Source organism: Halobellus sp. EA9, from assembly GCF_051195055.1.
GTDB lineage: Archaea > Halobacteriota > Halobacteria > Halobacteriales > Haloferacaceae > Haloquadratum > Haloquadratum rubicundus.
The window spans coordinates 17,863-38,862 of record NZ_JBNTJW010000016.1; the positions used below are offsets into that span (position 1 = coordinate 17,863).

General features: G+C 61.4%; 20 protein-coding genes. 16 read left to right on the top strand and 4 right to left on the bottom strand.

The genetic code is table 11. The annotated features are described in order from the left end of the window. Positions 1–18 precede the first annotated feature (18 nt). Positions 19–918: an NAD(P)-dependent oxidoreductase gene (locus ACQUQ0_RS15945; RefSeq protein WP_435186558.1), complete on the top strand. Its 900-nt coding sequence runs from the start codon at positions 19–21 to the stop codon at positions 916–918. A 6-nt stretch (positions 919–924) separates the two neighbouring features. Here the strand turns inward: ACQUQ0_RS15945 and ACQUQ0_RS15950 are convergent, their stop codons facing one another. Continuing rightward, on the bottom strand, positions 925–1,722 hold the full coding sequence (locus tag ACQUQ0_RS15950) for an MBL fold metallo-hydrolase (protein WP_435186559.1): 798 nt from the start codon (positions 1,720–1,722) through the stop codon (positions 925–927). A 116-nt stretch (positions 1,723–1,838) separates the two neighbouring features. Here ACQUQ0_RS15950 and ACQUQ0_RS15955 point away from each other — a divergent pair, with 116 nt between their 5' ends. Next, the gene (locus tag ACQUQ0_RS15955; RefSeq protein WP_435186561.1) at positions 1,839–2,834 is read left to right on the top strand and encodes an ester cyclase; all 996 of its coding nucleotides are present in this window, start codon (positions 1,839–1,841) and stop codon (positions 2,832–2,834) included. A 164-nt stretch (positions 2,835–2,998) separates the two neighbouring features. Here ACQUQ0_RS15955 and ACQUQ0_RS15960 read toward each other — a convergent pair whose 3' ends face one another. After that, positions 2,999–3,379, bottom strand: coding sequence for an ester cyclase (locus tag ACQUQ0_RS15960; protein WP_435186563.1), 381 nt, complete (start codon positions 3,377–3,379; stop codon positions 2,999–3,001). 241 nt (positions 3,380–3,620) lie between these two features. Between ACQUQ0_RS15960 and ACQUQ0_RS15965 the strand changes: the two genes are divergently transcribed. From ACQUQ0_RS15965 to ACQUQ0_RS15980, 4 genes are all read left to right on the top strand, one after another. Beyond that, a complete protein-coding gene (locus ACQUQ0_RS15965; RefSeq protein ID WP_435186565.1) occupies positions 3,621–4,622 on the top strand; it encodes an ester cyclase in 1,002 nt (333 codons plus the stop codon). 114 nt (positions 4,623–4,736) lie between these two features. Further along, positions 4,737–5,756 (top strand): ester cyclase, encoded by a 1,020-nt coding sequence (locus tag ACQUQ0_RS15970; protein WP_435186567.1) that lies wholly within the window; start codon positions 4,737–4,739, stop codon positions 5,754–5,756. Between the two features lie 214 nt (positions 5,757–5,970). Then, positions 5,971–6,960, top strand: a complete 990-nt coding sequence (locus tag ACQUQ0_RS15975) for an ester cyclase (protein WP_435186569.1) — start codon at positions 5,971–5,973, stop codon at positions 6,958–6,960. Between the two features lie 205 nt (positions 6,961–7,165). Continuing rightward, on the top strand, positions 7,166–7,645 hold the full coding sequence (locus tag ACQUQ0_RS15980) for an ester cyclase (protein WP_089768052.1): 480 nt from the start codon (positions 7,166–7,168) through the stop codon (positions 7,643–7,645). A gap of 6 nt (positions 7,646–7,651) precedes the next feature. Here the strand turns inward: ACQUQ0_RS15980 and ACQUQ0_RS15985 are convergent, their stop codons facing one another. Continuing rightward, positions 7,652–8,410, bottom strand: coding sequence for an IclR family transcriptional regulator (locus tag ACQUQ0_RS15985; RefSeq protein WP_435186571.1), 759 nt, complete (start codon positions 8,408–8,410; stop codon positions 7,652–7,654). 467 nt (positions 8,411–8,877) lie between these two features. On the opposite strand from ACQUQ0_RS15985, the gene gcvT reads away from it, so the two are divergent. From gcvT to ACQUQ0_RS16035, 10 genes are all read left to right on the top strand, one after another. Continuing rightward, positions 8,878–9,975 (top strand): glycine cleavage system aminomethyltransferase GcvT, encoded by a 1,098-nt coding sequence (gene gcvT, locus ACQUQ0_RS15990; protein WP_435186573.1) that lies wholly within the window; start codon positions 8,878–8,880, stop codon positions 9,973–9,975. Between the two features lie 66 nt (positions 9,976–10,041). Further along, entirely contained in the window at positions 10,042–10,419 is a 378-nt protein-coding gene (gcvH, locus tag ACQUQ0_RS15995) for a glycine cleavage system protein GcvH (RefSeq protein WP_435186575.1), read from the top strand. 2 nt (positions 10,420–10,421) lie between these two features. Beyond that, the gene (gcvPA, locus tag ACQUQ0_RS16000) at positions 10,422–11,789 is read left to right on the top strand and encodes an aminomethyl-transferring glycine dehydrogenase subunit GcvPA (protein ID WP_435186576.1); all 1,368 of its coding nucleotides are present in this window, start codon (positions 10,422–10,424) and stop codon (positions 11,787–11,789) included. Then, the gene (gene gcvPB / locus ACQUQ0_RS16005; RefSeq protein WP_435186578.1) at positions 11,786–13,231 is read left to right on the top strand and encodes an aminomethyl-transferring glycine dehydrogenase subunit GcvPB; all 1,446 of its coding nucleotides are present in this window, start codon (positions 11,786–11,788) and stop codon (positions 13,229–13,231) included. The genes gcvPA and gcvPB overlap by 4 nt, the downstream gene beginning before the upstream one ends. Beyond that, positions 13,224–14,633, top strand: coding sequence for a dihydrolipoyl dehydrogenase (lpdA, locus tag ACQUQ0_RS16010; RefSeq protein ID WP_435186580.1), 1,410 nt, complete (start codon positions 13,224–13,226; stop codon positions 14,631–14,633). Before gcvPB ends, lpdA begins: the two co-directional genes overlap by 8 nt. Before the next feature lie 222 nt (positions 14,634–14,855). Next, positions 14,856–16,010 (top strand): methionine synthase, encoded by a 1,155-nt coding sequence (locus tag ACQUQ0_RS16015; protein WP_435186582.1) that lies wholly within the window; start codon positions 14,856–14,858, stop codon positions 16,008–16,010. Positions 16,011–16,163: 153 nt separating this feature from the next. Next, on the top strand, positions 16,164–18,101 hold the full coding sequence (locus ACQUQ0_RS16020; protein WP_435186584.1) for an archaea-specific SMC-related protein: 1,938 nt from the start codon (positions 16,164–16,166) through the stop codon (positions 18,099–18,101). A 321-nt stretch (positions 18,102–18,422) separates the two neighbouring features. Continuing rightward, on the top strand, positions 18,423–18,821 hold the full coding sequence (locus ACQUQ0_RS16025) for a MarR family transcriptional regulator (protein ID WP_435186585.1): 399 nt from the start codon (positions 18,423–18,425) through the stop codon (positions 18,819–18,821). Between the two features lie 6 nt (positions 18,822–18,827). Continuing rightward, entirely contained in the window at positions 18,828–19,184 is a 357-nt protein-coding gene (locus tag ACQUQ0_RS16030; RefSeq protein ID WP_435186587.1) for a type II toxin-antitoxin system PemK/MazF family toxin, read from the top strand. Then, on the top strand, positions 19,181–20,431 hold the full coding sequence (locus ACQUQ0_RS16035; protein WP_435186589.1) for a phage integrase SAM-like domain-containing protein: 1,251 nt from the start codon (positions 19,181–19,183) through the stop codon (positions 20,429–20,431). Before ACQUQ0_RS16030 ends, ACQUQ0_RS16035 begins: the two co-directional genes overlap by 4 nt. Before the next feature lie 323 nt (positions 20,432–20,754). Here the strand turns inward: ACQUQ0_RS16035 and ACQUQ0_RS16040 are convergent. Then, on the bottom strand, positions 20,755–21,000 hold a 246-nt coding region (locus ACQUQ0_RS16040; protein ID WP_435186591.1), incomplete at its 5' end, for a transposase.

A 21,000-nucleotide genomic window follows, 5' to 3' on the forward strand; every position in this document is an offset into this window, starting at 1 on the left:
TAGGACAGATTCCCGCGTATGGTCGACACGACAGCCGGAGTCGTCGGACTCGGCAAGATGGGCGGCAACATGGCGAAGCACCTGCTAGACGAGGGGCTCGAGGTTTATGGCTACGACATCCAGCCGACGGCCCGCGAGGCGTTCGCAGAATACGGCGGAACTACCGCCGAGAGCGCCCGCGACGTGGCCCGTCAGGCCGACGTGACGATCACGAGCCTCCCGAATTCGGAGATCGTCGAAGCGACGTACACGGGCGACGATGGCCTCGCACACGAGGCCGTCGAGACGATATTCCTGGAGATGAGCACGATCGCGCCGCCGACGACAGAAGTCGTTGCCGACGCCGTTGCCGAGACCCCCGCGGACATCCTTGACGCGCCGATCACAGGGGGGCCAGAGAACTCCCGAGAGGGCACGCTAACCGGTCTCGTCGGCGGCGACGAGGCGGTCTTCGAGTCCGAACCGGCTCAGGACGTGCTGTCTGCACTCTGTGCGGAACTCCACTATGCTGGGTCGTCGGGATCTGGCCACGCGATGAAGCTATTGAACAACACGATGTCGATGGGGAATCTGCTGCTGGCGATGGAGACCGTCGCGCTCGGCGCACGCTATGGGATCGACGGCGAACGCCTCTGGGACATCCTCGGCAACGCGAGTGCCACGTCGGTCGCGTTCGAGAGCCGGATGCCGCGCGTGCTCGAACGGGACTTCGAGGCCGGGTTCAGCGTCGACTTCGCACGGAAAGACGTCGGACTGGCGGTCGATATGGCCGATGACGAGGACTTCCCGATGGTGATGGGTGGGTTGGTCCACCGGCTTTACACCCGAGCCAGCGACGAGGGCTTTGGTGAGGAGGACGTCGGTGCGGTCGTAAAGATGTTCGAGCAGGAATTGGAAGATCGAGTCGGCGGCGATTGAGACTGTTTATTGCTCGTCGAGGCGGCTGTAGAGTTCGGCGGCGTCGATCGTCTTCCGGTCGTTGGCGTGGATCGAACGCCCCTCGTCCGCGAAGTTCGCCTCGAAGTTGACGTATCTTTTCAGCTTCTCGGAGGCGTTCTCGAAGACGGGCGTTCCGTGGTTGAGGATGGCGACCTCGAAGTCATACTCGAGGAGTTTCTCGAGGTTCTTCTCGGCGGCCACGGCCGCCTCGGGCGGTTGATTCGTGTGGGTCGCCTGCGGAGGATGCAACAGATAGCCCGGCGGGAGTCCACGGCGATCAGACCCGCTGACCGTATCCGCGCAATGGGCGATCCCGGCCGCCTCGTCGATGAGGACCGAGTTTCCGGGTGAGTGTCCCGGCACGTGCACCGTCTCGAACCGGCCGATCTCCTCACCGTCTCCGAAGAGGTGATCAGGTTCGGTCTGGATGTCGATACCGTAGTCGTCGAGTTCGACGACGTTGTCCTCTTCGGGCACCCACGTCTCCAAGCCGTATCGTTCGACCACCTCGTCGAACGCCCCGACGTGATCGAGGTGCCGGTGGGTAATGATCAGCCGTTCCGGTTCGACACCGATCTCTTCGATTCCCTCGAAGAGGAACTCCACGCGGTTCTGAAAGCAGGTGTCGACGAGCGTCGGGATGTCGCCGTCGAGATGGTAGAAGTACGTCCGGTGACGTTCCCCCTGTGTGATCTCGGGCCCCTCGTCTGCGGTCTGCCAGGTGATATCGTAGACGGTGTCGGCGATGTCGAGTTCTCTGACGACGGGTGAACTGTCGGCCATAGTGGACCAATTCGGTCGGCATATAAATATATACCGTCGATGCGGCGGGACCGGTGTCGCCCGAACGTATGATTTAGGTACCCCCGAACGAATCACTCGCGTGTTGGATATTACCAATGTCTGCTACCAGTGACAAAGAGCGCGTCCACGCGCTCTCACAAACCATCCACGAGGCGAAACCGGAGACGGCCGAGGCGCTCGTCTCCGAGTACTACCACGACGACGCCGTCTTGCGCGGGCCGGCACCACTCGACGACTGCCGCGGCGTCGAGGGAATCGCCAAGCGGTTCTGGGAGCCGATCCTGACCGCGTTCCCGGACGTCCAAAAGAACGAGTACATTCTGCTCGGCGGCGAGTACGACGACGAGGCGTGGGTCGGTGCCACCGGGAATCTGGTCGGTACCTTCGAAGACGAGTGGCTCGACATCCCGCCGACCGGACACGCGACGTTCCTCCGGTTCGGCGAGTTCCACCGCTTCGAGGGCGACCGGATCGCCGAGACACGTATCCTGATCGACGTACTGGACGTGCTACGGCAGGCCGGCTACTCTTTTTTCCCCTCGCTTGCGCCCGAGCCGACCGTCCCCGGGCCGGCGACACAGGACGGCGTCGTGCCCTCCGAACAGAACTCCGAAGAATCCGCACAGACGCTCCAACTGGTCGAAGATATGATTTTCGAGGGGCTTGCCTCTTTTGAGGATGAAGGGCTCTCCGGGATGGAGCTAGACGAGTACTGGCACGAGGATTTTATGTGGTACGGTCCGGCAGGGATCGGTACCACGCGCGGCATCGACGGATTCCAGGACTATCACCAAGGACCGTTCCTGGAGGCCTTCCCGGACCGCTGGTCCGACGAAGACGACGTTCGCTTCGCCGAGTCCACCTACGCTGCGTGGCACGGGTGGCCGAGTATGTACGCAACCCACACGGGATCAGGCTGGCTGGGACTGCCGGCGACGGGCGAGGACGTCACGATGCGGGTGATGGACTTCTGGCGCCGAGAGGGAGACCTGCTCGCGGAGAACTGGGTGTTTATCGATATGATCCACCTGCTCGATCAACTCGGCGTCGATGTCCTCAAGCGCGTCCGCGAGGACAAGCAGTATCTCTGATACCGACTGTGCGATCCTGTCGAGCGCCTACGCGAGCAGGCGCATTAGTCGGCGTTCGTCGAAGTCCTCCCTGCAGTGGACGACGCGCCAGTCGTCACCAACCTTCCTGAGCGTCTGGTTGATGTGTCCGATGAAAGTGATTTCATAGTGATTACTCTCACTGTTTACCGCCGAACGCCACCCCCGGTAACGGCGTTCGGCGGTAAGAGACGAGAGTAATCACTATCACTCCCGCTCGCCGCCCCGTACTTGCTCGGTCCGTTGTGGGTTCCGGTCGCGCTGTAGGCAATCGAGGACCTGTAGCCGTCGCCGTCTTCGACGGTGATCATCTCCTCGATGGTCACTGCGAGGTCGGGAAACGCGCCCAGTCGTTCGAGTACCTCGGTGCGCAGTTCGTCCGTCGTCCGGAGCCGTCGCCCCGACGCGGCTTCGACTTTGACGTCCTCAGCGTAGTACTTCTCGATAGTCCCCACCGCCCGATCGTTCCACACCTCGTGGAGGAGGGTCCGGAGGTGGGTGACCGGGTCGAACGCCTCCGTTCGCACCTCGCCCTTGGTGTGGATGTCGGTCGAACTGGCAGCGTCATACTCTCCACGGGGGCCCCGGACGATACGTCGCTGTCGTCGCCGATCTCGTCGTCGGGGAGCTCCGGGTACGTTCCCGGTTCCCCCGGTTTTGAACCCACCGGACCAGCGCCACGGTGAAACCCAGGATCACTCTCTCGGTTCGGATCGCGCGTCCCCCGAACCACTTTTGTTCTCCACCCGATCATCATCGAGTGGACCGATGACCGAAATTTCCCAGCGGAAGCGACAGATTCACGAATTCTCCCAGGCCATCCACGATGTGACGGCCGGCGATATCAGCGACGCACTGACCGAGTACTACAACGCCGACGCGGACCTGTATGGTCCCGCGCCGATCGACCATCAGTCAGGGATCGATTCGATCGCGAGCGAGTACTGGGAACCACTTTTAGAGGCGTTCCCGGACCTCGAAAAGAATAACTACATCCTCTTCGGCGGCGAGTTTGAGGGTGACAAGTGGGTGTGTGCGACGGGGAATCTGGTCGGCACTTTCGAGAACGAATGGATCGACATCCCCGCGACGGGGCAGGCCACCTGGCTCCGCTACGGCGAGTTCCACCGCTTCGAGGGCGACCAGATCGCCGAGACGCGTGTCCTGATCGACATACTAGATGTGCTGCGGCAGGCCGGTTACTCCTTTTTTCCCTCGCTTGCGCCCGAGATCGTCATCCCCGGCCCCACCACACACGATGGAATCCTCCTCAATGACCAGGACGATGACGACTCGGAAAAGACACTCCAACTCGTTGAGGAGATGCTCTTCGAGTGGCTGGAGTCGATAGACGACCTCTCGGCGGGTGGGTCTGGTGCCCGGAAGTACTGGCACGAAGACTTTATGTGGTACGGCCCCGCCGGAACCGGAACGACGCGCGGCATCGACGGCTTCCTTGACGGTCACCAGGGGCCGTTCCAGAAGGCCTTCCCGAACTTCGAGGCGGGCAATCACGTCGCGCGGTTCGCGGAGGGCAACTACTGCGCCTCGACGGGCTGGCCGAGCCTGACAGCGACGCACGCAGAATCGGGCTGGCTGGGACTACCGGCGACGGACGAACAGGTCGGAATGCGCATCATCGACGTGTGGCGCCGGGAGGGAGACCTGCTCGCAGAGAACTGGGTGTTCATCGATATGATCGACCTGCTCGACCAACTCGGCGTCGATGTCTTCGCGCGCGTCCGCGACGACCGGCAGTACTTCCGGTGAGAACCACGTAGGCGCTCTATCGATGAACCCAGTCGACGATGAGAACGAGCTCCGCGAGCGAGCCACCAGTAGTATTTTATTGTGCTGCGATCACCCCTACGACGAGGAACCTAAATGACGACGCCTAGACTCGAAAACAAACAGTCGATTCACGAATTCGCACAGCGCATCTCCCAGACCACGCCGGACAGCGTCGGCTCGACGCTCGCCGACTACTACCACTCCGATGCCGAATGGCACGGTCCCGCACCGATCGACGAACTCGACGGGCGGGACGCAGTCGCGAGCGAGTACTGGGGCCCACTCCTAGAGGCGTTCCCGGATTTAGAAAAGAACGACTACATCCTCTTTGGCGGCGAGTTCGCGGGCGACGAGTGGGTGTGTGCCACCGGGAATCTGGTCGGTACCTTCGAAGACGAGTGGCTCGACATCCCGCCGACCGGACACGCGACGTTCCTCCGGTTCGGCGAGTTCCACCGCTTCGAGGGCGACCGGATCGCCGAGACACGTATCCTGATCGACGTGCTGGACGTGCTACGGCAGGCCGGGTATCGATTCGTCCCCTCGCTCGCGCCCGAGATCGTCATCCCCGGCCCCGCGACCCAGGACGGGATCCTCCTCGACGAACAGGACGATGCCGCGTCGGCGAAGACGATGGAACTCGTCGAGGGGATGCTCTTCGACGGGTTGAATTCCTACGACGAGCACGGTCTGGAAAATATGGGGATGGAAGAGTACTGGCACGAGGATTTTATGTGGTACGGCCCCGCAGGGATCGGCAGTACCCGCGGGATCGACGGGTTCCAAGAGTTCCATCAGAACCCCTTCCTGCAGGCGTTTCCCGACAGAGAGGTCGGTCGCCACGACTGTCGGATCGCCGAGGGTAGCTACTGCGCTTCGACGGGCTGGCCGGCCGTCGTGGGAACGCACCTCGGTGACGGATGGCTGGGATTGCCGTCGACCGGCAACGCGGTCGATATGCGTGTCATCGACGTGTGGCGCCGAGAGGGGGACCTGCTCGCAGAGAACTGGGTGTTCATCGATATGATCGACCTGCTCCAACAGATGGGCGTCGACGTCTTCGAGCGACTCCGGAACAACCCGGAATCGATTCGGTGGACAGGAACCCCGTGACGGGTCCGGACCGGGACCTGTCGTGGGGTCCCGAAGCGAACGTCTAGCTACCACCACAACTCGGCTCGAATCGCCCTCATTCCCGGGTAAGCCGCCGCGCACGAGATGCCACGAGTACGTCCCCCCTTCTCCCTGGCCGCCTTCGCGATGCTCCCAGACCGACTCCGGATCGATGCTTATTTTACCGTGTTCTGCACCAACTTACGTGAGTTATATGACCACAGAGCGCAAGCGGTTAGTCCACGAGTTTTCCCAGGAGATACACGACGCGAGCGCGGAGAACGTCGGTGACCTCCTCCCCGACTACTACCACGCCGACGCCGAGTGGCACGGCCCGGAACCAATCAACGCGGTAGAAGGGCCAGACGCGATCGCCGACGCGTACTGGGGACCGCTCCTCGAATCGTTCCCGGATCTCGAAAAGAACGACTACATCCTGTTCGCCGGCGAGTTCGAGGGCGGTCAGTGGGTCTGTGCGACCGGAAATCTCGTCGGCACGTTCGAGAACGACTGGCTCGACATTCCCGCGACTGGACACGCGACGTGGCTCCGGTACGGCGAGTTCCACCGCGTCGTGGACGGCAAGATCGCCGAGACCCGCTTGCTCGTCGACGTCCTCGACGTGATGCGGCAGGCGGGTTATCAGTTCGTGCCCGCGCTCGCCCCTGAAGTCGTCATCCCTGGCCCGACGACGCAGGACGGCGTCCTCCTCGACGAACAGGACGACGAGGCCTCCAAAAAGACGCTCCAGGTGGTCGAGGAGATGCTTGACGGCCTCCAAGATTACCAGGAGGAGGGCCTCGACGGGATGGGCCTCGAGAAGTACTGGCACGAGGACTTTATGTGGTACGGACCGGCGGGCACCGGAACTACCCGCGGAATCGACGGCTTCCAGGAGTACCACCAGGCACCCTTCCTCGAAGCCTTCCCCGACCGTGAGGGGGGCAATCACGTCGCTCGGTTCGCTGAGGGCAACTACTGCGCCTCGACGGGATGGCCGTCGGTCAAGGCGACACACCTCGGCGATGGATGGATGGGACTCCCGGCGACCGACGAACCGGTCGGTATGCGCGTGATGGACTTCTGGCGTCGTGAGGGCGATAAACTCGCCGAGAACTGGGTCTTCATCGATAAGATCGACCTGCTCCAACAGATGGGCGTCGACATCTTCGAGCGACTCCGTAACGATCAGCAGTACTTCTGAGGGGAGGCGGTCGACGGTGATTCGTGGGGTAGACTCCCGACGGGCGCTGCGGCCCGGAGGACGACCCGAGCGGAATATTTAATATCTACGATGAAGACCCCTCGATGAGGGTTCATTCAGTGCGACAACAATGCAGACACGCGACGGCGACGTTCGATGCAGGTACCGACTTTGGGACAGCGACTTGCTCACGAGGAGAGCGACGATGACCGAAGACTGGCGGACGGCCGACGAACTCGACGTAGAGCGGATGATCCGACAGAGCACGCGGGAAATCTGGGACGAGAAGCTCGTCGGGAAAATCTACGATTACTATGCCGACGACGTTGTCGTTCACGGCGCCGGCGGTGACATCGTTGGCTCCGAAGCGCTCGTCGAGGATACCCTCGAACGGCTGAACGCCTTCCCCGAAACCGAAATGAATATCGAGAAGATCATCTGGGAAGGAAACCCCGAAGACGGCTACTATACGTCGATGGTCAGGACGATCACCGCGGAGAACACCGGCCCGACGGAGTACGGGCCGCCGACGGGGAAGACGATGGAAGACAACCTCGGGATCGCCAACTGCCTGATCCAGAAGGTCGACGGCGAGTGGAAGTACGTCGAAGAGTGGATCGCCTACGACAAGCTCGGGTACATCAAGTCTGTGACCCCAGACGACGACCCGATTCACGATTACTGAGCGGGTTCATTCCGTTCCGTATCGGGACGCGATTTCGCGTTCGATATCCGAAACCGTCTCACGCAACTCCGGGACGATCCGTTCCTCGGAGAGGCGATACGGCGGCCCCGAGACGTCTAGCGATCCCAGGACGCTTCCATCCGGAGTCGTGATCGCTATTCCGACGGCCATCAGCCCCTCGAGTGCCTCCTGTCTGTTTAGCGAGTAGCCGCGTTCGCGGGTCCGCTCCAATTCCTCGTAGAGTTTTTCGATGCTCTGTATCGTGTTTTCGGTCTCCTTGGGTAGCCCCCACCGATCGAGCACCTCGTCGACACGCTCGCGGGTGAATTCCGCGAGCATCGCCTTGCCGCTCGCAGAGTTGTGCATATAGAAGTACCGACCCACCTGAAACCCGTCGTTTGCGGGGTCGTTGTTCTCGTCGAAGATGATCACGGAACGCCCGTGCTCAGGGATGGCGAACGCGACTTCCTCGTTGAGCTGATTGCTCAGTTCGTGGGCGTGCCGCCGCACGATTTCGTACTCCGGTTTCCGGTGTCGCGCCTGCTCGCCGAGGTGGAAGAGTTTGATTCCTAGGTAGAATTCGTTGCCTTCCTTCACAACGAGTTCGTGGTTACGAAGCGTCGTCAGATGTGCGTGGACCGTGCTGTTGGCTAAGCCGAGTTCCCTGGCGAGTTCGCTCATTCGGGCACCTTCCAGCCGATTGATCGTGTCGAGGATCCGGAGCGAGGTTGCTGTCGTCGTCAGTTCGCGTCCGTCTTCTGGCACGCTCGATTGTTGGGAGTATTATTATATAAATATTCACGAGGTCCGAACTGTTGTCTCTTCGAGGCGCGACTGGTGGGATGAGCCGTGGTATACTCTCTCTCCTCTGGGAGTGAAATTTTATAATTTGCTTTCATTCACCCAGAATACAGAAATATTGGATTCTCGGACGCCGAAGATTCTCTTTTGTTTGATTAACTCTCTCCGCAGAGCCGAACAACACCGAGGTCCCAACGAGAACGTGTTTGTATTCGCCACTTCCTGATCGACCTCGTATTCTACTATTCCGCACGGAGCGGACGCGACGCGCCGAATTGTTCCACTCCCCTGTTCGGAGCGGAGTGCCGATACAGTTCGTCGACTGAGGGTATGCATTCACGTTTGACGAAATATTTCCGAATAAAATACAACGCTTGTTCCGTTGTGCGGTCTAAAAATGTATAAATACTTGTAACCGTGTAGTTATCGCTGTGTCATCGAAGCAACCACCGCTATACGAATCCCACTGCCGGGCGGGCGCGGACTTCACCGACTTTGGCGGGTGGGAGATGCCGGTCTCGTTCGATTCTATCCGCGAGGAACACCGGTCCGTTCGGGAGGACGTCGGACTGTTCGACGTGAGTCATATGGGCCAACTGGCTGTCGATGGCCCCGAAGCAGAGACGCTGTTGCACCGACTCACCCCAAGTGAGGTGCGCGGTCTCGAACCGGGGGACGCGCTGTACTCGTGCTTCCTCCAGTCCGATGGTGTCATCCTCGACGATGTCGTCGTGTACGATCATCCGGTCGAAAGCGAGTACATCGTCGTTCCGAACGCCGGCCACGACGAGGCGATGTACGATCGGTTGCGTGAACACGCCGATCGCTGGGGTCTCGACGTTACGCTCGCGAACCGCACCACCGAACTCGGAATGATCGCGATCCAGGGACCCGAGGCAGTAGACCGTGTCGACGCCGAGGGGACCCAACAGCTCGACGCGTTGGAGCCGTTCACGACGACGCAGACGTCGATCGGCGACATCGAGTGTCTCGTGGCCCGCACGGGATACACGGGTGAAGACGGCGTCGAGATCATATTCCCCGGTGACGAGGCCACGACGATCGATCGGCGATTCGACGACGTCCGGCGGTGCGGGCTCGGGGCCAGGGACACGCTCCGTCTCGAAGCGGGCTTACTGCTTTCGGGACAGGACTTCCACCCCGATGACGAACCGCACAACCCCTTCGAGGCGGGAATCGGCTTTGTCGTCGACTTCGATGACGAGGCGTTCGTCGGTCGGTCGGCCCTCGAACAGACCCGGAACGAGGGAATCGACGAGCGAATCGTCGGGTTACGGCTCGAGGAGCGGGCGATCGCCCGTCACGGACACCGGATCGTCGCCGACGGCGACGACGTCGGGCGGGTGACCAGCGGCACGATGAGTCCCACGCTGGGGATTCCGATAGCCCTCGGGTACGTCGATGCCGACTCCGCTACTCCGGGTACTGAACTCGCCGTCTCGATCCGCGACCGGACCGCCGACGCCACCGTCGTCGACACGCCGTTCCTCGAATCGTATGATGAGTGACGCAGATCGAAAACGCTCACCAGAGCAAACGACGAACGATATCCTCGACGAACCTCAGCACCCACAATGACACACGAGATACCTGACGACTTACACTACACCGACTCACACGAATGGATCGACGACGGCGGGGACGCCCTGCGCATCGGGATCACCGATTTCGCGCAGGACGAACTCGGTGACGTCGTGTTCGTCGAACTCCCCGAGGAGGGCGAGTCCCTAAACGGCGGAGACGCCTGCGCCGTCGTCGAGAGCATCAAGGCGGTCTCGGACATCTACACGCCCGTCACGGGGACGGTAACCGCGACGAACGACAGCGTACTCGACCAGCCGGAGCTGCTCAACACCGATCCGTACGGCGAGGGGTGGCTCTTCGAGATCGATGGACAGGTACCCGACGACGCGCTCGGTGCAGCTGACTACCGCGAGCAGACCGAAGAATGACAATGCAACGAATACAGCACGACGAGGGGGACCGGACGCACGAACCAGCCGAATCGAGTCCCTTCGCCCCGCAGACGCCGCAGGAAGTAGAGGAGATGCTCTCGGCCATCGGTGCCGAAAGCGTGGAAGAACTGTTCGACGTTCCGGAGGCGGTCGCCTTCGACGGTGACTTCGACATCGACGCGAAATCGGAGTTCGAGGTCGTGACCGAAATCGAAGAACTGCTCGGGCGAAACGCCGATCGGACCGAGTTCCTCGGTCGCGGCCACTACGATCACTACGTGCCGTCGGTCGTCGACTACCTCTCGCTGCGCTCGGAGTTTCTGACCTCCTACACGCAGTACCAACCGGAGACCTCGCAGGGCTTCCTCCAGGCGCTCTTCGAGTTCCAGTCGATGATCGTCGAACTAACCGGACTCCCGGTTGCAAACTGTTCGATGTACGACGCTGCGACTGCACTCGGCGAGGCAGCGACGCTTGCGGCCCGCGTCAGGGACACCAGCGGATCACGCGTTCTCGTCCCCGAGACCATCCGTTCAGAGCGGCGCAGCGTCTTAGAAAATTACACCGAAGGCGCGGAGTTGACAGTGGGGACGTATCCGCTCGTCGACGGCAACGCCGACCTCGACGCGCTCACGGAACTGATCGATGACGATATCGTGATGGTGTACGCTGAATCGCCAACCGCTAGAGGCGCAATCGAGGAGCGGCTGCCGTCGATCGCGACGCTCGCGGACGACCACGAGGCGGCGTTCTGTCTCGGCTCCGATCCGGTCGCACTGGCGCTCCTGCAGGAACCGGCCGCGGTGGGCGCGGACATCGTCATCGGCGACGCGAGCGTCCTCGGGCTCTCGGCCAGTTACGGGATGGGACTCGGGCTGTTCGCCGTCAAGCAGGCGTATCTTCGACAGGTTCCCGGCCGACTCGTAGGAACGAGTAAGACGGCCGACGGACGCCGTGCCTACACCCTGACTCTCCAGACTCGAGAACAGCACATCCGAAAAGAACGGGCCACGTCGAATATCTGTACGAATCAGGCGTGGGTTGCGCTCCGAACGGCGATCCACATCGCTTCGCTCGGCGCGTCGGGCCTGTCAGCACTCGCTGAGGAGTGCGTAACGACGGCCGCTGAGGCCGCCGCTCGACTCGACGACGTCGACGGCATCTCGGCGCCGGTCGACGACCGTCACCACTTCCGCGAATTCGTGGCGCGCACGAACCGTCCCGCTACCGAGGTGGTATCGGAACTGGCCGAGGAGGGCTTCCTCGTCCACGAGGTCGGCGAGTTCGAGATCCAGGTTTGCCTGACAGAGACCAACAGCGGCGACTTGGACGATCTGGTCGCGGCCGTTCGGGAGGTCCTGGGATGAACTACCAACAGGCTACCTGGGAGCAGGAGACCGAGGGCGGCGAGGCAGTCAACGAACCGCTCCTCTCGGAGAAGCGGATGGAGACCGTCTCTCACGAGGACGTCGACCTGCCCGACGAACTGGTCCGCGACGAACTGACGCTGCCGGAACCGGCCGAACCGGAAGTTGCGAGTCATTACACGCGGCTCTCCCAGATGAACTACTCGGTCGAACACGGCCCCTATCCGCTCGGGAGCTGTACGATGAAGTACAACCCGAAATTTATCGAGGACGTCGCCGCGCTAGAAGACGCGGCGATGCATCCAGATCGTCCCGAGGCGGACGCTCAGGGTACCCTCGCGCTTCTGTACAGGCTCCAGGAGTACCTGGCGGAGATCGGCGGGATGGAGACCGTCACGCTGCAACCGCCTGCCGGGGCGGCGGGGGAGTTCACCGGCCTGCTCGTGGCACGCGCCTATCACCGCTCGAACGACGAAGACGCCGAGCGCCGGGAAGTGATCGTCCCCGCGTCGGCTCACGGTACGAACTTCGCGAGCGCCGCAATGGCCGGGTACGACGTCGTCGAACTTCCGAGTAACGAGGACGGACGCGTCCCCGTCGACGCGCTCGAGGAGGCCGTTGGCGAGTCGACGGCCGCACTAATGCTGACAAACCCGAACACCCTTGGGCTCTTCGAGCGCGATATCGAAGACATCGCCGAGACCGTCCACGAGGCGGGTGGACTGCTCTACTACGACGGCGCAAATCTCAACGCACTGCTCGGCCGCGCTCGCCCCGGTGATATGGGTTTCGACATTATGCACTACAACGTGCACAAGACGTTCGCGTCGCCACACGGTGGTGGCGGACCCGGAGCGGGACCGATCGGCGTCATCGACGAACTTACCGAGTTCCTCCCTGACCCGCACGTTCGCAAGGCTGACGACGGGTCATTCGAGCTCTCCGAACCCCCCGAGAGTGTCGGCAAAGTCCACGGCTTCCACGGCAACTGGCTGGTACTGTTGAAAACCTACGCGTATATCTCCCGACTCGGTGATGCCGGACTGAAGGACACTTCGGCGATGGCCGTCCTGAACGCGAACTACCTCGCCTCGCAGATCGATCTCGACGTCCCGTACGAGCCGTTCCACCACGAGTTCGTCGCCAGTGCTGGCGACGTCGACGCTGCGGAATTTGCAAAGGGGATGCTCGACGAAGGGGTGCATCCGCCGACGACCAAGTGGCCGGAAATCGTCGACGAGGCACTGATGACCGAACCCACCGAGGCATTGAACAAGAACCAACTCGACATACTGGCGGAAGCGTTCACAGCGGCGAGCCGAAAGACGCCCGAGCAACTCGCGGCGGCCCCCACGACGACCGCTGCCGCACGCATCGATCAGACCGGTGCCGCACGAAACCCGCGGCTCTCGTGGCGGGACCTGGAGGGAAACGATGAGTGAACGCTTCGACACGGGGGTCCTCGTCGTGGGCGGCGGTCCAGCGGGGTACGTCACCGCGATCCGTGCGGCGCAGTACGACCTTGATGTGACGCTCGTCGAGATGGACGCTCTGGGCGGAACCTGTCTCAACCGCGGCTGTATTCCCTCGAAGGCGCTGATATCGGCTGTAGACGTTGCGCACGATGCACGGACCAGTTCGCAAATGGGAATCTCGGCCGAGGTTGACATCAACTTCCAGCGGATGGTCAAGTGGAAAGACGACGTCGTCGGAAGGATGAACCGGAGCGTCGAGAAACTGTGTAAAGCCAACGGTGTCTCGCTCGTGGAGGGACACGCAGCGTTCGAAGACGAGCACTCGGTCAGTATCGAGAAATCTGACGGGCAGTCAGAACGGATCACATTCGAGTACGCGGTCGTGGCGACGGGGAGTCGTCCGATCGAACTCCCGGGGTTCGAGTTCCGTCGTCCCAACGTGCTCGATGCTAAGGGAGCCTTGGAACTCGACGAACTCCCGGCGAGTCTCGTGGTCGTCGGCGCGGGCTATATCGGGATGGAACTCTCGATGCTGTTCGCGAAACTCGGCGTCGAGGTCACCGTCGTCGAGGCGCTCGATTCGATGATGCCAGCGTTCTCGCCGGATCTGGTCGCGCCTGTCGCCTCGGCGGCATCGGAACTCGGAATCGAAATGAACTACGGCGAACTCGCTTCGGAGTGCCACCCTACAGACCAGGGTGTCGTGGTCACAACGGAGGAAGCCGACGACGGCGACCGTCAGAAATACGAGGCGGACGCCGTGCTCGTCGCGGTGGGTCGGACCCCCGTGACGAACACGATGGCCCTCGGCCGAATCGGTCTCGAACCCGACGATGACGGGTTCCTTCGAACGGACGAGTACGGACGCACGGCTGTTGATCACGTGTTCGCTGTCGGCGACGTAGCGGGCGAACCGATGCTCGCGCACGCTGGGTCGATGGAGGGAGAGATTGCCGCCTCCGAGATTGCCGGCCGGAACACGCCGGCTGTAAATCGAGCGATTCCCGCCGTTGCGTTCACGTCTCCAGAAATCGCAACGGTCGGGCTGACCGAAGCAGAGGCCGAAGAGACCCAGCACAGCGTGTCTGTCGGCGAGTTCCCGATGCGTGCCAGTGGCCGTGCACTCACCACTGGCCATACCGAGGGCTTCGTCCGTCTCGTCTGTGGAGACGGCAACGTCGTGCTCGGAGGGCAAGTCGTGGGCCCAGAGGCCTCGGAACTGATCTCCGAAATCGCGCTTGCCGTTGATGAGGGGCTGCCGACGGACGAACTCGCGGAAGTCATACATCCTCACCCGACGCTCTCCGAGTCAATCGGGGAAGCCGCAGCCAACGAACAGGACATAGCGATTCACACCCTCAATCGCTGATACTGATTACTCTCGTTTCTTCACGACGAGCGCCACCCCGGCCGTCCGTGCTTGTCGGTACACAGTGGGAGTAATCATCACGAGCGGCACGGATTGATCCCGTCGGCGACGACACCAGAATCGAACCTGGATGTTGACGTCACAGGACCGAATCCTGTCGCCGGCGGATCGAACCGGTATCCCATACAGATATCAGTCTCCACATTCTGTCTCTGGTACGGTATGAAACGAAGCGACGAGCGTATTCTCACGACTCACGTCGGCAGTCTGCCACGGACGGACCAGCTGGTCGAACTGATGGATCAGCGGGGACAGGGTGTGGACACCAACCGAAACGAATTGCACGAAGCGATCAACGAGGCGACCCAGCGGGCCATTCGCAGACAGGCGGATGTGGGTATCGATATCGGTAACGACGGAGAGCAGTCCCGACCGGGCTTCCATATCTATGTCTCCGAACGACTCGACGGTTTCAGTGACCAAACGATCCCCCGCCCGCAGTGGGCAGACGTCGAAGCTTTCCCGGAGTACGCCGGAAAAGCGTTTCCAGACATCGTCTCCGAGGCGCAGACGCGGCCGGTCGCGGTCGAGGAGGTACGGTACGACGGGACGGATCACGTCGACGCCGAAGTCGAACGCTTCGATCGAGTGCTCGACACTACTGGGGTCGAATTCGACGAGACGTTTATGACCGCTGCGTCTCCCGGGGTGATCGCCGCTTCTCTGGGAAACCAGTATTACGAATCGAACGACGAATACACGTTCGCACTGGCGAGCGCGATGCGTGAGGAATACGAGCGTATCGCCGAAGCGGGGCTGACGCTCCAGATCGACGCCCCGGACGTACTCTCGGAACGGCACCGGAAGTTCAAGGATCTCTCAACGGCGGAGTTCAAAGACCGCGCCCGTCGGCGTATCGAGGCGATCAACGAAGCCACGAGCGACATCCCGGCAGACCAGATTCGCCTGCACACCTGCTGGGGAAACTACGAGGGCCCCCACCACGAGGACGTCCCGTTAGTTGACATTCTCCCGATCCTGTACGAGGCCGATGTTGGGGGGTTGTTGATCGAATACGCCAACCCGCGGCACCACCACGAGTGGCGGGCTTTCGAGGAACATCCGTTACCTGATGAGTGGCTTCTGATCCCCGGCGTCGTCGATGTCAAGACGAACATCATCGAGCATCCGAAGACGGTCGCTGATCGAATCGTCCAACTGGCCGAAATCGTCGGAGATCCCACACGGATTATCGCGGCTCCTGACTGTGGGCTAGCAACACTTGCCGGACACAACATCGTCGAACCCGAAATCGCGTGGGCTAAGCTAGAGGCACTTTCAGACGGTGCCGTCGAGGCGAGTAACAGACTGTTCTAAGTGGAAAACGATCGTGTCTTTACAAAATTGATATTCGGAAACCAGTTTTAGAATTCGAATCATACAGATTCTCCGGTAGTAACTATCATATTATTTTGGAATTTTTTCTTGTCCTTGGAAAAGCATATGTGTACTACGTGAGAGTAACTGAGTATGAGTATCTCAGAACAGTGGAAAGATTCCGTTAGTTTCTCGGTCGAGAACATCGGTGGGATCGACCAGACTGAGGTCGATATTCCGCCCGATGTGACGGTACTGACCGGCAAGAACGCGACGAACCGGACCTCGTTCCTTCGCGCGATTATGTGCGCGATGGGCAGCGACCGCGTCTCGCTCAAAGGCGACGCCGACCGCGGCCGCGTCGAGCTCACCCTCGGCGACACCACCTACGAGCGAACCCTCGAGCGCGTCGGCGACGGCATCACCTTCGAGGGCGACGCCTACCTTGACGATCCCGAGGTCGCAGACCTCTTCGCCTTCCTGTTAGAGACCAACGACGCCCGTCAGGCCGCCGCCCGCGACGCCCAACTCCGGGACGTCATTATGCGGCCCGTCGACGTCGAGGCCATCCGCTCGGAGATCCGCCGCCTCGAAGACGAGAAGGGCGACATCAACGACGAACTCGCCCGCATCGAATCCGAGAAGCGCGAACTTCCGGATCTGGAACGCCGCCGCAACACCCTCCGCGAGAAGATCGAAGACAAGCGCGAGGAGCTGGCCGACCTCGAAGAGGAGATCGACGACAGCAGCCGCGACGTCGAGCAGGGTCGCAAGGAACAGGCCGAACTCGAAGACAAGCTCCAGGAACTCAGAGACACCCGCTCGGAACTGGAGTCCGTCCGCCGGAAGATCGAACGTCAGGAGGACAGCGTCTCCTCGCTCAAGCGCGAACGCAGCGAACTGGAAGAGGACCTCGCAGAGCTGCCGGAGACGCCGATGGGCGACCACCGCGATCTGGAGGCCGAGATCGACCGCCTCCGCTCGACGCGCCAGGACCTCAACTCCGAGATCAACGAACTCCGCAGCCTCATCCAGTACAACGAGGAGCGCCTCGAAGCCGAGGACTACGAACTCCTCCAGGACGGCGGCGCCGCCGAGGGCGGTTCGGTCACCGACCAGCTCGTCGGGGAGGACGACGAGACCGTCGTCTGCTGGACCTGCGGCTCCTCAGTCGACCGCGAGCAGATCGAGTCCACGATCGACCGGCTGAAGGACCTCCGGAGCGAGAAGGTCGAACAACTCAACACCGTCAAGAGTGACCTCGAGTCCCGGAAGGAAGAACAGCGCGAGGTGAACCAGAAGCAGCGCCGCCGCACCGAGATCGAGCGCAAGATCGACGACATCGAAGACGAACTCGACCGCCGGAACGAGCAGATCGACGCGCTGAAAGACACCCGCGAGTCCCTGACCGAGGAGGTCGAGGCGCTCGAATCCGAGGTCGAGAGCCTCGAATCCGCGGACTTCAAGGAGATCCTCTCGCTCCACAAGGAGGCCAATCAGCTGGAGTTCGAGATCGATAGCCTCGAATCCGACCTCGAGGAAGTCACAGACGAGATCGAGTCGATCGAGGCCGACGTCGAGCGCGCGGACAACCTCCGCGAGAAGCGCTCGGAACTGGTCGAGAAACTCACCGATCAGCGGACGAAGATCGACCAGATCGAAGGCGAGGCCGTCGAGTCCTTCAACGAACATATGGAGTCGATCCTCGATCTGCTGGGCTACGAGAACATCGAGCGGATTTGGATCGAGCGGATCGAAGAGGGCGACGCGAGCGGCGCCCAGACCCGTTTCGAGCTCCACATCGTCCGGACGACCGACAATGGGGCGGCCTACGAGGACACGATCGACCACCTCTCCGAAAGTGAACGGGAGGTCACGGGGCTGATCTTCGCGCTCGCGGGCTATCTCGTCCACGACCTCCACGAGACGGTGCCGTTCATGCTGTTGGACTCCCTGGAGGCGATCGATTCGGACCGCATCGCCGCGCTGGTGGAGTACTTCGCCGACTACGCGGATTACCTCGTGGTCGCGCTGCTCCCCGAGGACGCCCAGGCGCTCGACGACGACTTCACCCGCGTCACCTCGATCTGACGCCCGGAGACTCTAACATATGAATATTGATATTCTAGTGTTAATATATTTTAATTTAGATATCATTAACCTCCAGTGTATTTAGCCAGTATAGGTATAACGGTTGTATAGAAAGAAAACGGCTATAAATCAATCAAATATTATAATATTATTTTTGTCAAATATTTGCTAGTTATGGATAAATTTAGTCAACCACCGTGTATGGCCGTGACACCGGATATTGAACGGCTAAAAAAGTCCGCGAGCAGCGGGAGTTCTCTGTTCGCATCAGGAACCCTGCCAATAAGATCTAATAGCTCCTAATACAAACCAATACTCAAGATGCCCATCTCGAAAGACGAGTTCCGCTCGATCGACGAGGACGGGCGCTCGCTCCCCGACCTCGCGCCGGACACCACCCAGGGCGCGGTGTACCGCTTCCTCCTCGAGCACGCCGACCAGGCATTTCGCCAGCGGGAGATCGTCGACGCCGTCGACGTGCCCGAGGGAAGCGTCGGCCCCACGCTGAAGCGTCTCGAGGAACACGATCTCGTCGAACACCGCGACCGGTTCTGGACCATCGCAGACGCCGAGCACGCGGTCGCATCGGCAGGCCTTCACGGCGCCGCCACAGCCGACGACATCGACGGTGGGTTCTCCGACGACGACGTCGAGGCGTGGATGGAGACTGCCGTCGACCCCATCGGCATAACAACCGACCAGGCCGACGAGGAGTCGTGATCCCGGATGGCTGACCGCGGAACTGTTGCTTGGGCTCCCGATCCGTTCAAAACGGACGGTGGGAATCCTCGGCCGTGGCTGGTCATCTCCGGCGAGCGGATGCCCTATCCCGACGAGGAGTCGATTGCCGTCGCGTTCACAACGCAATCCCACCACGCCGGCAGCTTCGCCGTGCCGTGCGAGGCGTGGGTCCGCGGCGAACCGGGCCAGCGGAGCTACGTCCTCCCCTGGACGCTGGCCTCACTGAAAGACGACCTCCACGTCGTTGGCCGGCAGGGCTCGGTCACCGACGAGTTCACCGACCAGGTTAAGACGGCCACGATCTCCTACTTGGACCATTCGGAGGGTTCTGATTCCGCATGATCGACGACACCACCGGACAGGAACCCGCAGCACGGCCGTTGCGGAGTTCCTTCGACCGCTATCTTCAAGACAAGGGCAAGGGTCGCGGCGGCGAGGGCGGGAACTACCGTCGGAACGCCGCCCGGGAGCTCGAGCGATTTGCGGAGTGGGCCGCCGGCGAACGCGGCGACGAGGACTGGACCGGGATCACTCCCGAGGAGGCCGACCACGATCCGACCTTCGAGGACCTCGACGAGCGAGTCTTCCGCGAGTACGCTCGGCACCTTTCTGGTGACAGGGGACTCAAGCAGAACACGGTCCAGACCTACTACGCCTACATCTCGGCGTGGTGTGGCTGGTGTGTCAACGAGGGGTATCTCGAAGCACACTACGCCCAGCGAGCGAGCGCGACCGCGCCGCTCCCCGACGACGACGGTCGAAAGCCGGGCGACCAGCAGGCCTGGACGCCCGAGCAGCGCCACGCGCTCACCCGGCACGTCGACGCACAGGCGCGTGAGGCTATCGAAGCATACACCACCCTTCCCGATGACGTGGACCCTCTCGACAAGCAACGAGCCCGGTACGCGGCGCTGAAGACGGCCCGCGACCGGGCGCTCGTGGTCGTCCTCGCGTACACAGCTGTCCGCGTGGGAGAACTCCTGCGTGATCCCGACGACCCGCGCCGTCGTGGCGTGCGATGGGAGGACATCGACCTCGAGGATGGAAGCATGGACGTCTATCGGAAGAAACAGCAGTGGGACGCTGCGTCCCTCCCCGATCCTGTAATCTCCCCGTTGCGGAGCTACCGGAAACTGATTGACCCGCCGACGGAACGGTGGCCCGTATTCCCGACACTCGATCAGCGGACGCTCGCAGAGCTCGTACAGGAGGGGTTAGCCGACCGGGGAGAGCCATCGGAGGCAATTGACGAGCGACGTGGGGAGTACGCTCGCGACCTCCTGGTGGCGCTGGACGAGGACATCCGCCCGCCGTCGATCACGACGGACGGCGCCCGCTCGATACTCCAGCGACTCACGGAAGCCGCGGAGATCGATATCGAGCATCCGAAACACGATTATCTCGCGCCACACGGCGGCCGACGCGGGATGGGCGAGGTTCTCGTCCGAGCGTTCGGATACACGGTTGCGGCCCGGTATCTCGATAATTCTGAAGAGATGGTTCGTGAGCGGTACTCCCACATCGAAGCTGGTGAGTTGGGTGATGTCGCTACAGAAGCACTCAACGAGATAGATTCTATAGACCCCTGAACCCATAAATAGCCTACAGGCTGGTTGAATTTCGGACTAACTAACCCCTCGCTTCCGGGCGATCCAGAGAATAAGTGAGTCCGGTGGGTACTGGATGCGGATCCGGGCTTTGCGTATCAGGCTCGCATCGGACCCTGACTTTGTCTCCTCACGGATTGATCCGTAGTTGTCTACTCCGATTTTGGAGATAGCGAATAGTTCAGCGAGGGTTTCGTCAATCCAGGATACTGCGACGAAGGGGAGTCCAAAGGCGAGTGTGAGTCCGAGTACGACGGCTATGTAGATTGGAAGGGCTGTGTTGAATCGCCATACAGCGGTGGAATTCACTGTTTCACAGCCCGCTTGATGTTATAGACGACACACATCAGCGCGATTTCTCGGAACTCACGGAACCACGAACGCGCTCGCACGGCGAAGCCGAGCGAGCGCTTGACAGCCGAGTTCACGGTTTCGGTCATCGAGCGCTGATTGTAGCGCTGTTTGTCGATTCTGGCGTTGTGTGCGTGGTCGTAGGGTGCGAAGATGCGATGTTTGATGAGCGGGCGAATCCCGAGGTCACGAAGGGATTC